This is a genomic window from Rhodococcus sp. BS-15, from assembly GCF_000813105.1.
Classification (GTDB): domain Bacteria; phylum Actinomycetota; class Actinomycetes; order Mycobacteriales; family Mycobacteriaceae; genus Rhodococcoides.
On the sequence record NZ_BAOX01000176.1, the window covers coordinates 1 to 10332 of the forward strand.

Genomic DNA, 10332 nt, shown 5'->3' on the forward strand with positions numbered 1-10332 from the left:
CCCCCACATCGCCTGAACCGGGTCCCCACAACGCAATCCAGCCCCGCACTGAGAACACGGTGCGGGGCTGGACGAGGTTGTTCGACAGCCTGATTCGAGTGAAGCGGACTCTCAGTCGTTGGCGTGCAAGGCCGCGTTCAGTTCGACGCCGGTGCCCTTCCACGGCACCACCTCGACCGCACCCGACAGCGAGTTGCGACGGAACAGCAGGTTGGACTTACCGGACAATGTTGCCGCCTTCACCACTGTCCCATCCGGACCACTCACCTTCGTGCCTGCCGTGATGTACAGCCCCGCCTCGACGACGCAGTCGTCACCGAGCGAAATGCCGAGACCGGAGTTCGCGCCCAGCAAGCAGCTCTTCCCGACGGAAATGACGTTCTTGCCGCCACCGGAGAGCGTGCCCATGATCGACGCACCGCCGCCCACGTCGGAACCGTCACCGACCAGGACACCCGCGGAGATGCGACCCTCGACCATCGAGTTGCCGAGCGTGCCGGCATTGAAGTTGACGAAGCCTTCGTGCATGACCGTCGTGCCGCTGGCCAAGTGCGCGCCGAGGCGAACGCGGTCGGCGTCGGCGATACGAACTCCAGTGGGAACGACGTAATCGACCAGGCGTGGGAACTTGTCGACTCCGTACACGGTCACCGGACCGCGGGCGCGCAGCTTCGCGCGCACCGTCTCGAAACCGTCCACCGCTGCGGGACCGAAGTTGGTCCACACCACATTGGCCAGCAGACCGAACACTCCGTCGAGATTCTGCCGTGCGGCTGAATCAACCGGTGCGAGAGCAGATGCAGTCGCAGATACGCGTCGTGGGCGTCGATCGGGGCGTCGTCGAGGGAGGCGATGCTGGTGCGCACTGCGACCACCTCGACGCCGCGCGCCTCGTCGGATCCGACGAGAGCGGCCAGCTCCTCGGGGACGTCCGAACCCTCGAGCCGGACGGTGCCGGTCTCGAAGCCCGACCCGAGCTCCGGGCTCGGAAACCAGGTGTCGAGTACTACGCCCGACGTCGTGATGTTGGCAATACCTACTGCTGATGCTCCCTGTGCGCTCACGGGACGAAGAATACGCGGTGGACCCAGCGGGCGGGTTGGCCCGTCATCGCGGGAACGTCGCTTGTTCCTGGACTCCGTTCCCGACGCGGCGTCGGTTCGTTATCGGTTCGACTGCCGAGCGTGACCGCATCGGGATACCGGCGAACGCATCGGCGGCGGGGGAGCTGACAGAGTTTCCCCCGTGACCACACGTACCGCCGCCCGTAGCCGTGGAGTGACGTCGGTGATGGCGGACGGTGTGTCCTTCAGCGGGTTGGTGACGACCCTGGCGACGACGATCGTGCTGGGAGTCGCGCTGGGTTTGGTTGTCGCAGGCGCGTGGTAGACATCGTCATCGGCTGACAGGGGGTCGCCGAGGCTGGGGGAGTGTCATGAATTCGAGCAAGTCCGCACGTGTGCGTTCGGTCGTCACGGCGATTGCTGCCGCGCTGGTGGCGGCGGGCGGCGTCGTCGTCGGTTCCAGCACCGCAGCCGCAGATCCCTACTGCGCCGGAGCAGGCGGGCCGTCTGCAGAGGTCGCACGGATCCCGGGGGCAGCTCTGGAAGGACTGGCGATCGACGCGTCGGGCCGCGCCTACGTCACCGACATCGTCTCCGGCCGGGTGTACCGCATCGATGCGCCAGGACAGGCCGCGTACCCCATCGCGACGGTCCCCAGCGGCGGCGGTGGCGCGCTGGCCTGGATGCCCGACGGCACCCTGCTGGTCGGCTACGGAGCCGACCCTCGCGTCTTCGTCGGAGACGTCGTCAAGGCCGCGGGGATCGTTCGGCTCGACGTGGACACTCTCACCGTCACCCCGTACGCAACCGGTCTGAGCGCAGCCAACGGACTTGCCGTCACCGCTGACGGAACGGTGTACGCCACCAACGACTTCGGCTCGCTGATCGGGCGGATCGGCCCCGACGGTTCGGTCGACCCTGCGTGGGCGAGCTTCCCCAGTGCCAACGGCGCGGTGCTCGACGCCGCCGATCGGTACCTGTACGTCTCGCGCACTTTCGTGAACCCGGGCGTCAGCCGGATCCCGCTCGCCGACCCTTCGGCACCGGAAAGTGTGCTCGATCTGTCGGGACTCGACGGCTTCGCAGCTCCGGACGGGCTCACCCTCGACGACGCCGGACGCCCGGTGGTGCCGCTCAACGCAGGCGGCTCCGTCGTCCGCATCGATGGGCCGGGGGCGACGTGTGTCATCGGCACCGGTACGCGGTTGACAAGCGTTGTGGCCTACGGACGCTCCGACCAGGGCTTCTCGAGCGGAAGATTGTTCGGTGCCGGCTTCGACGGCGTGGTCCGCGAGATTCCGGGATCCACGGCCTAGAGTTTTCTCCCGTGACGCTCGAACTGCATGCCGACCCGATAGACCTCACCGCGGCACTGGTGGACATCCCCAGTGTCAGTGAGGACGAATCGCGCATCGCAGACGAGGTGGAGCAAGCACTCCGTGAGCAGACCACGGGCTTCGAGATCATCCGTAGCGGCAACGCAGTGCTGGCACGAACCAATCGCGGATTCGCGTCGAGAGTGATGCTCGCCGGGCATCTCGACACGGTTCCCATCGCAGACAACGTGCCGTCGAGGCGCGAGCACGACAGCGCTGAGGGCGACATCCTGCACGGGTGCGGAACCGTCGATATGAAGTCGGGTGACGCGGTGTTCCTGCACCTCGCCGCCACGATCGACAACCCTGCTCACGATCTGACTCTGGTGTTCTACGACTGCGAGGAGATCGCGGCCGCCCGCAACGGACTGGGCCGCATCGAACGCGAACTTCCCGAATGGCTCGCTGCCGACGTCGCGATCCTCGGTGAACCGTCCGGCGGCTTCATCGAGGCCGGTTGCCAAGGGACGCTGCGGGTTCGGCTGACCGCGTCGGGAACGCGGGCCCACAGCGCTCGGTCCTGGTTGGGCGACAATGCAATTCACAAATTCGGTGCAGTCCTGAACCGGCTCGCCGCATATCGCGCACGCACCGTCGACATCGATGGCTGCGTGTATCGGGAAGGGCTGCAAGCAGTACGGATCTCCGGTGGGGTCGCGGGCAACGTCGTTCCCGACGCGGCCGAACTCGACGTCAATTTTCGCTTCGCACCCGATCGCAACGTGGACGAAGCCGTCGAACACGTTCGTGAGGTGGTCGAGGGACTGGATCTCGGATTCGAGGTCACCGACTCGTCGCCCGGAGCGCTTCCCGGTTTGAACCGACCGGCAGCGGCCGCTCTCATCGAGGCCGCGGGCGGACAGTTCCGGGCCAAGTACGGCTGGACGGACGTCTCCCGGTTCTCGGCGCTCGGGATCCCGGCGGTCAACTACGGACCCGGAGACCCCAATCTCGCCCACAAGCGCGACGAACGCGTCCCCGTCGAGCAGATCACCCACGTCACACAGGTTCTCCGGAGCTACCTCACTGCCGGATAGCCTGAACGCCATGAACAGCGACCAGGGCCCAGGTAGTTCCGAGGAACACAGCAGTGAGAAATCGGCCAAGCACAAGGGATCCGTCGTACTTCGGCGAGGCCGGAACACCGAGACCTCCACCTCGGATCAACGCCTGCTCGACGAGCGAGGACCAGGGAACTGGATTCACTCCGACACCTGGCGAGTGCTGCGTATCCAGAGCGAATTCGTCGAGGGATTCGGTGCGCTCGCCGAGGTCCCGAAGGCTGTGACCGTATTCGGTTCGGCGCGCACCCCCGTCGACCATCCCGAGTACGCCCGAGCCCGGCAGCTCGGAGCCGCTCTCGCGAAGGAGGCTTCGCCGTCATCACCGGTGGCGGGCCCGGTGCGATGGAGGGGGCCAACCGAGGAGCGAGCGAGGCCGATGGGTACTCGATCGGGCTCGGGATCGAGCTGCCGTTCGAGCAGGGCCTCAACGAGTGGGTCGATCTGGGCGTAAATTTTCGCTACTTCTTCGTGCGCAAGACCATGTTCGTGAAGTACTCCCAGGCGTTCGTGTGCCTTCCCGGCGGCTTCGGTACTCTCGACGAACTCTTCGAGGCCCTGACGTTGGTGCAGACGGCCAAGGTCACCAGGTTCCCGATCGTGTTGCTGGGCAAGGACTTCTGGTCGGGACTGCTCGATTGGATCAAGACGACTCTCGTGAAAGAAGGCAAGGTGTCCGAGAAGGACCTCGAACTGATCCACTGCACCGACAGCGTCGACGAAGCTGTCCGGATCGTCCGCGAGGCCCAGCAGTGAGCGATCGCGGCACGACCGAACGCTTGCTCAGTGTCTGCGTCTACTGCGCGTCGGGTCCCGTCGACGCCTCGTTCATCGACCTGGCCGGTGAGGTCGGCACCGAGATCGGCCGACGAGGCTGGCAGCTCGTCTCGGGCGGCGGCAACGTGTCGATGATGGGCGCGGTCGCGGCGGCGACGCGAGCAGCGGGCGGCAACACGGTCGGCGTGATTCCGAAAGCGCTCGTACACCGCGAGGTCGCCGATGTCGACGCCGACGAGCTGATCGTCACCGACACCATGCGTGAGCGGAAGAAGATCATGGAGGACCGCGCCGACGCGTTCATCACCTTGCCGGGTGGGATCGGGACGTTGGAGGAGCTGTTCGAGACCTGGACCGCGGGCTACCTGGGCATGCACAGCAAGCCGATGGTGATGCTCGACCCATTCGGACATTTCGACGGCATGATGCAGTGGATAGAAGGTTTGCGAGAGACCGGATTCGTGCAACAACGCGCCCTCGATGCCCTGGTCAGAACGACGACCGTCGATGCAGCTCTGAATGCCTGCGCGACGTTGTGACAGGTCACCAAGCGCGGCCACCGAGTGAGATGCTCAAAGTTGTTACTCTCAAGTAGGGTAAGAAATCTCACATCGTCTTCAAAGGGGAGTTCATGGCTGTCGATGCCCGTCAGAAAATTGGAGTGACCGACCTCGCGGTCGCGTTGCCGAAAATGGTGACGGAGGTGCCTAGTCTGCTCAAGGGCCTGGCGGGATTCACCCGCAAGCCCGACCACAAAGCGTCGATCGGTCAGATCTTCCAGGACGCCGCCGCGAAGAACAGTGACCGTCCGTTCGTGCGGTTCGAAGGCGAGTCGATCACCTACCGGGACGCGAACGAGCTCGTCAACCAGTACGCCGCGGTGTTCGCGGACCACGGGGTGAAGCGCGGCGACGTCGTCGGCATCCTCAGCAAGAACCGGCCGGAGGCGCTGTTCGCCGCGCTCGCTGCCGTCAAGCTCGGCGCCACCGCAGGAATGCTGAACTACAACCAGCGCGGTGACGTACTCGAGCACAGCCTCGGCATTCTCGAGGCGAGGGTCCTCGTGCTGGACGAGAACGCACAGGAAGCCCTGGATTCGCTCGACGGAGAACCCAAGGTCGGAGCAGTACTGCCGCTGAAGAAGCTGGCCGAGCTCGCGGCGACGGCGTCGACGGCCAACCCGAAGGTCACCGCCGAGATCCAGGCCAAGGAGAAGGCGTTCTACATCTTCACCTCGGGTACCACCGGCATGCCGAAGGCCAGCCTGATGAGCCACTTCCGCTGGCTCAAGTCGATGTCCGGTCTGGGCAACATGGGTGTGCGGCTTCGCAGCAACGACGTCATCTACTGCTGCCTTCCGCTTTACCACAACAATGCGCTGACGGTGACGCTGTCCTCTGTGCTCGCGGGCGGCGCGACCATGGCCATCGGCAGGCAGTTCTCGGTGAGCAACTTCTGGGACGACGTCCGCGTCAACAAGGCCACCGCGTTCACCTACATCGGTGAGCTGTGCCGTTACCTGCTGACACAGCCGGAGAAGCCCTCCGACCGGGACAACTCGGTGAAGCTGATCGTCGGCAACGGACTGCGCCCGGAGATCTGGGAAGAGTTCACCGAGCGATTCGGCATCTCCCGCGTCGCCGAGTTCTACGGCGCCAGCGAATGCAACATCGCGTTCATCAACGCCCTGAACATGAAGAAGACCGCAGGCATCTGCCCGCTGCCGTATGCCGTCGTCCAGTACGACGAAGAATCCGGCAAGGCCAAGCGCGGCCAGGACGGCAAGCTCCGCAAGGTCGGCAACGGCGAGGTCGGACTGCTGCTGTCCAAGATCACCGACCGGGCACCGTTCGACGGCTACTCCGACGACAAGGCCACCGAGAAGAAGATGGTGCGCGACGGCTTCAAGGACGGCGACGCGTGGTTCGACACCGGTGACCTGGTCCGCAAGCAGGGCTTCATGCACGTCGCGTTCGTCGATCGCCTCGGTGACACCTTCCGCTGGAAAGGCGAGAACGTCGCGACCACGCAGGTCGAGGGAGCCCTCGGCGGACATTCCTCGGTCGACGGTGCCGTCGTGTACGGCGTCGACATCGAGGGAACCGACGGCAAGGCAGGCATGGCTGCGGTGACGCTGCGCGAGGGCGAGACCTTCGACGGCAAGACGATGGCCGAGCACCTCTACGACAAACTCCCGACGTACGCGGTGCCGCTCTTCGTCCGGGTCGTCGACAGTCTCGAGCAGACGTCGACGTTCAAGAGCCAGAAGGTGGCCCTGCGCAAGCTTGGCTACGAGGAAGACAGCGACAGCGACCTGTACGTGTTGCGCGGCAAGTCCGGTGGCTACGAGAAGGCGTACGACGGCTACGTCGCCGAGGTCGCAGCAGGCAAGGCCCCCAAGCTGAGCACTCGAAAGATGCGCACGTGCCACTATTGATTTCATGAGCACTCTCTGCGGCAAACCGGTCGCCGACGATCGCGCATTGGTCATGGCCATCGTCAATCGCACCCCCGATTCGTTCTACGACGGGGGTGCGAATTTCAGCGACGACGCCGCGATGGCGTCGGTGCACCGGGCGGTCGCAGAGGGTGCCGACATGATCGACATCGGTGGTGTGAAGGCCGGCCCCGGCGACATCGTCGATGCCGAGGAGGAGATCCGCCGTGTCGTCCCGTTCGTCGAGGCCATCCGGGACGCGTATCCGGAGCTGCTGATCAGTGTGGACACCTGGCGCAGCGAGGTCGCCCGACTGGCCTGTGGCGTCGGTGCGGACCTGATCAACGACACGTGGGCCGGGCCGACCCCGAGCTGGTGCGCGTCGCTGCCGCCGAAGGAGTCGGCATCGTCTGCTCGCACACCGGCGGGGCGGTGCCTCGTACTCGCCCGCATCGGGTTCGGTACGCCGATGTGGTGGCCGACGTGATCGCCGAAGTCACCGCCGCCGCCGAGAACGCCGTCGCGGAGGGGGTGAAAAAGGATTCGATTCTCATCGATCCGACGCACGATTTCGGGAAAAACACCTATCACGGGCTCGAGTTGTTGCGTCGCGTGGACGATCTTGTAAACACCGGGTGGCCTGTGCTCATGGCGCTGAGCAACAAGGACTTCGTAGGCGAGACTCTAGGTGTAGAGCTCGCCGACCGGTTGGAGGGAACATTGGCAGCGACAGCATTGGCCGCAGCAGGCGGAGCCCGAATGTTCCGGGTGCACGAAGTTGCGTCGACCAGAAGAGTCGTCGACATGGTGGCAGCGATCCAGGGTCTGAGAACCCCGGCGCGGACGGTCAGGGGTCTGGCATGACACTCGCAGATCGAACGGACGTCACCAGGGCGTGGTCCGAGACCAACAGCTGGGACACCCCGGAGTGGACCATTGCCGAACTCGAGGCCGCCAAAGCGGGCCGAACGGTGTCGGTGGTACTCCCGGCACTCAACGAGGAACAGACGGTCGCCGCCGTCATCGACACGATCCACCCGCTGCTCGGTGGCCTGGTCGACGAGCTGATCGTGTTGGACTCCGGTTCCACCGACGAGACGGCTGTGCGCGCGACTGCGGCCGGTGCACGTGTGATCAGCCGAGAAGAAGCAGTACCCGGGGTGGACCCGGTACCGGGCAAGGGCGAGGTGCTGTGGCGATCGGTCGCCGCGTCGACCGGTGATCTCATCGCGTTCGTCGACTCCGACCTGATCAACCCCGATCCGGCGTTCGTACCCAAGTTGCTCGGCCCCCTGTTGATGGGCGACGGCATCCACCTCGTCAAGGGCTACTACCGCCGACCGTTGCGGACCAGTGGAACCGAGGACGCCAACGGTGGTGGACGTGTCACCGAGCTCGTGGCAAGGCCGCTGCTCGCTGCCCTGCGGCCCGAGCTGACCGGGGTCATTCAGCCCCTCGGCGGTGAGTACGCCGGTACACGCGAGCTGCTGTCCGCGGTGCCGTTCGCACCCGGCTACGGAGTGGAGATCGGGCTGCTGCTCGATACGTACGACAGGCTCGGGCTGCGGGCGATCGGCCAGGTGAACCTGGGCGTGCGCAAGCACCGCAACCGCCCGCTGGTCGAACTCGGGGCGATGAGCCGACAGATCGTCGGGACGATGCTCAATCGGTGCGGGATGGTCGATTCCGGTGCCGGTCTGATGCAGTTCCGGGTCGACGGTGACTCGTTCGAGCCGTTCTCGACCGAGGTGTCGTTGCTGGACCGACCGGCGATGAACTCGCTGAATTAGCGTGTCGGGCGGTCGTGACAAGATCGTGGCATGTTGACGCTGCTGATCTACGTCGTCGTCATTGCCGTCGTCGCCGCTGCATTGTTCTTCGTGGCGTCGGCGGTGTTCGGTCGCGGTGAGGAACTGGGCCCGCTGCCCGAGGGAACCACCGCGACCGTTCTGCCGGCGGAAGGCGTCACCGGTGCCGACGTGCACGCGCTGAAGTTTCAGCAGAGCCTGCGGGGCTACAAGCCCAGCGAGGTCGACTGGGCGCTCGAGCGACTCGGCGGCGAGATCGACATGCTCCGTTCGCGGCTGTCCGCAGCGCAGCAGGCGCAGGAGACATTGGCCCCTGCCCCGGCCGAGCCCGACGAGCGATGAGCGCTGTCGCCGGACCGGACGGCCGACTGCGCTGCCCCTGGGGTGCCACCGACGACGACCTGTACCGGGACTATCACGACACCGAGTGGGGGCAGCCGCTCCACGGGCGCAACGAGCTGTACGAGCGCCTGTGTCTCGAAGCGTTCCAGTCGGGTCTGTCGTGGATCACGATCCTGCGCAAGCGCGATAGTTTCCGCACCGCATTCGCCGATTTCGATCCGGAGCTGGTGGCCCGGTTCGGCGACGCCGACGTCGAACGGTTGATGAACGACGCGTCCATCGTGCGCAATCGGCTCAAGATCGACGCAGCGGTGAGCAACGCGCGCGCCATCATCGATTTCGACGACACCGACCTCGACACGCTGCTCTGGTCCTTCGCTCCCGAGCGCAGGTCGACGCGCCTGACCGAGTTCTCCGCTGTGCCCGCCTCTACTCCGGAGTCCACTGCTCTGGCCAAGGAGCTCAAGCGGCGGGGCCTGCGGTTCGTCGGTCCGACAACTGCCTACGCCTTGATGCAGGCCACCGGAATGGTCGACGATCACCTGTCGAGGTGCTGGGTGCAGGTCGTCAATACCGACTCCGGTTCCCGGTATCGACGGCGATAGGGAAGAATAGGAGACAACACCCGTCGCCCCGCGACGAATTTATCTTTTTGGCCTAGGCGCCGAGCTGGTGGGCGCAGATCTGGAGGGAGCAGAGGATGGCGGCGATGAAGCCCCGGACCGGGGACGGTCCCCTCGAAGCAACCAAAGAGGGACGAGGAATCGTCATGCGTGTCCCGCTCGAGGGGGGCGGCCGGTTGGTCGTCGAATTGACCCCCGACGAGGCCGCGGCACTCGGTGACGAATTGAAGGGTGTCACCGGCTGATCGCTCTGTCGATCGATCATCGCTCAGCCCCGCTCGCCGTACCGGCAAGCGGGGCTTTGTGTTGTGTTCACGACTGTGGCATCCGGCAGAGTCGTGACGAAGGAGGTGTCCGATGCTGACCGACGTCGTGGACGTGCTGCTGTGTCCGCAGTGCCGTGCACGTGAGCTCGATTCCGGGCTCGGCGTAGGCGACACCGATCGGACGCTGTGGTGCGATCGAGGGCACTCCTTCGATGTCGCTCGGCAGGGCTACGTCAGTCTGCTGACCGGTGACGGCGGCAAGTTCACCGGCGACTCGGCCGAGATGATCGCTGCGCGCGACGCGTTCCTGGGGGAGGGGCATTTCGACCCGATCGCCGCTGCGGTCTCGGCGGGTGTCCCGGCGGACGGCGAGGTGGTGCTCGACGTCGGGGTCGGAACCGGTCACTACCTCGCGGCGGTTCTCGACGACCACCCCGATGCCCGGGGGATAGCGTCGACGTGTCGAAGTTCGCGGCCAGGCGCGCCGCACGGTCCCATCCGCGGCTGGGTCCGTGGTCGCGGACATCTGGAGTGGACTCCCGGTGCGGTCGGGCGCTCTGTCCGCGGTGACGTGCGTG

At 65.6% G+C, this 10332-nt stretch carries 9 protein-coding genes and 4 pseudogenes; 12 read left to right on the forward strand and 1 reads right to left on the reverse strand.

The features are described 5' to 3' along the window. Window positions 1-111 precede the first annotated feature (111 nt). Window positions 112-1064: pseudogene (gene dapD, locus RHBS_RS18015) on the reverse strand (2,3,4,5-tetrahydropyridine-2,6-dicarboxylate N-succinyltransferase). A 181-nt stretch (window positions 1065-1245) separates the two neighbouring features. Here dapD and RHBS_RS29110 point away from each other — a divergent pair. The 12 genes and pseudogenes from RHBS_RS29110 to RHBS_RS18070 all read left to right on the forward strand — a co-directional run. Then, complete coding sequence (locus RHBS_RS29110) at window positions 1246-1389, forward strand: hypothetical protein (protein WP_183130513.1); 144 nt, start codon at window positions 1246-1248, stop codon at window positions 1387-1389. 46 nt (window positions 1390-1435) lie between these two features. Beyond that, the gene (locus tag RHBS_RS18020) at window positions 1436-2380 is read left to right on the forward strand and encodes an SMP-30/gluconolactonase/LRE family protein (protein WP_121873268.1); all 945 of its coding nucleotides are present in this window, start codon (window positions 1436-1438) and stop codon (window positions 2378-2380) included. An 11-nt stretch (window positions 2381-2391) separates the two neighbouring features. Then, window positions 2392-3477: a succinyl-diaminopimelate desuccinylase gene (gene dapE, locus RHBS_RS18025; protein WP_121873267.1), complete on the forward strand. Its 1086-nt coding sequence runs from the start codon at window positions 2392-2394 to the stop codon at window positions 3475-3477. 10 nt (window positions 3478-3487) lie between these two features. Further along, window positions 3488-4257 (forward strand): annotated as a pseudogene (locus tag RHBS_RS18030) (TIGR00730 family Rossman fold protein). After that, complete coding sequence (locus tag RHBS_RS18035; protein ID WP_183130512.1) at window positions 4254-4817, forward strand: TIGR00730 family Rossman fold protein; 564 nt, start codon at window positions 4254-4256, stop codon at window positions 4815-4817. The pseudogene RHBS_RS18030 and the gene RHBS_RS18035 overlap by 4 nt, the downstream one beginning before the upstream one ends. 92 nt (window positions 4818-4909) lie before the next feature. Further along, window positions 4910-6715 carry a long-chain-acyl-CoA synthetase gene (locus RHBS_RS18040; RefSeq protein ID WP_128646166.1) on the forward strand — a complete coding sequence of 602 codons (1806 nt, stop codon included), beginning with the start codon at window positions 4910-4912 and terminating at the stop codon, window positions 6713-6715. Window positions 6716-6719: 4 nt separating this feature from the next. After that, window positions 6720-7579 (forward strand): annotated as a pseudogene (gene folP / locus RHBS_RS18045) (dihydropteroate synthase). After that, the gene (locus tag RHBS_RS18050; RefSeq protein WP_121873264.1) at window positions 7576-8505 is read left to right on the forward strand and encodes a glucosyl-3-phosphoglycerate synthase; all 930 of its coding nucleotides are present in this window, start codon (window positions 7576-7578) and stop codon (window positions 8503-8505) included. The pseudogene folP and the gene RHBS_RS18050 overlap by 4 nt, the downstream one beginning before the upstream one ends. Before the next feature lie 30 nt (window positions 8506-8535). Continuing rightward, complete coding sequence (locus RHBS_RS18055) at window positions 8536-8865, forward strand: DivIVA domain-containing protein (protein WP_121873263.1); 330 nt, start codon at window positions 8536-8538, stop codon at window positions 8863-8865. After that, a complete protein-coding gene (locus RHBS_RS18060; RefSeq protein WP_121873262.1) occupies window positions 8862-9470 on the forward strand; it encodes a DNA-3-methyladenine glycosylase I in 609 nt (202 codons plus the stop codon). The genes RHBS_RS18055 and RHBS_RS18060 overlap by 4 nt, the downstream gene beginning before the upstream one ends. Window positions 9471-9565: 95 nt before the next feature. Further along, entirely contained in the window at window positions 9566-9733 is a 168-nt protein-coding gene (locus RHBS_RS18065) for a DUF3117 domain-containing protein (RefSeq protein WP_008714277.1), read from the forward strand. Window positions 9734-9845: 112 nt separating this feature from the next. Further along, window positions 9846-10332, forward strand: a pseudogene (locus tag RHBS_RS18070) (putative RNA methyltransferase); the annotation flags it as partial.

Coding starts and splice junctions, on each gene's coding strand:
- RHBS_RS18020 (WP_121873268.1), top strand. CDS start 1,436: ATGAATTCGAGCAAGTCCGCACGTGTGCGTTCGGTCGTCACGGCGATT.
- RHBS_RS18040 (WP_128646166.1), top strand. CDS start 4,910: ATGGCTGTCGATGCCCGTCAGAAAATTGGAGTGACCGACCTCGCGGTC.
- RHBS_RS18050 (WP_121873264.1), top strand. CDS start 7,576: ATGACACTCGCAGATCGAACGGACGTCACCAGGGCGTGGTCCGAGACC.
- RHBS_RS18055 (WP_121873263.1), top strand. CDS start 8,536: ATGTTGACGCTGCTGATCTACGTCGTCGTCATTGCCGTCGTCGCCGCT.
- RHBS_RS18060 (WP_121873262.1), top strand. CDS start 8,862: ATGAGCGCTGTCGCCGGACCGGACGGCCGACTGCGCTGCCCCTGGGGT.
- RHBS_RS18065 (WP_008714277.1), top strand. CDS start 9,566: ATGGCGGCGATGAAGCCCCGGACCGGGGACGGTCCCCTCGAAGCAACC.